At 67.1% G+C, this 650-nt stretch carries 1 protein-coding gene; it reads right to left on the bottom strand.

Translation table 11 applies throughout. The features are described 5' to 3' along the window. Window positions 1-650, bottom strand: a 650-nt coding sequence (locus tag LPA41_RS40825; RefSeq protein ID WP_229076865.1) for a ketoacyl-synthetase C-terminal extension domain-containing protein, incomplete at both ends; no start/stop codon positions are given.

Here is a 650-nt window from a genome sequence, read left to right as displayed (position 1 = left end):
CAGCTTGCCGTCAGCCACCCGCACGACATCCAACGGCGCCGACACATCAGTCACCACAGCCCGATACGGCAACAACGCCCGCGTCGTAGCCAACGAGAACCCGACATCAACAGCATCAGCATCCAACTCGACGAGCCGGGACAGCTGATCAGCGAGCGCATCCGCGGACTTCGCAGAGACCAGCCACGGCACCGGACCCGGCACCCGCACCGACTCCCCCGGCACCTCAACGCCCGGACCCTGCTCCAAAATCACGTGCGCGTTCGTGCCACTGATCCCGAACGACGACACCGCCGCCCGACGCGGACGCCCATCCACACGCCACTCGACCTGCTCAGTCAACAACTCCACCGCACCCGACTCCCAATCCACCTGCGGAGTCGGCTCATCCACATGCAACGTGCGCGGCATCACACCATGCCGCATCGCCTGCACCATCTTGATCACACCAGCCACACCGGCCGCGGCCTGCGTGTGCCCGATATTCGACTTGACCGAGCCGAGCCGCAACGGCCGGCCGTCCCGGTCCTGCCCGTAGGTGGCGAGCAGTGCCTGCGCCTCGATCGGGTCACCCAGTGTCGTACCGGTGCCGTGCGCCTCCACCACATCAACCTCGGCCGGAGCCAAACCGGCGTTGGCGAGGGCCTGCC

The sequence above is a fragment of the Actinoplanes sp. DH11 genome (genome assembly GCF_020873875.1).
Lineage (GTDB): Bacteria > Actinomycetota > Actinomycetes > Mycobacteriales > Micromonosporaceae > Actinoplanes.
Note: the sequence above shows the minus strand (reverse complement) of the source record. Positions and strands in the feature narration are given on the sequence as shown.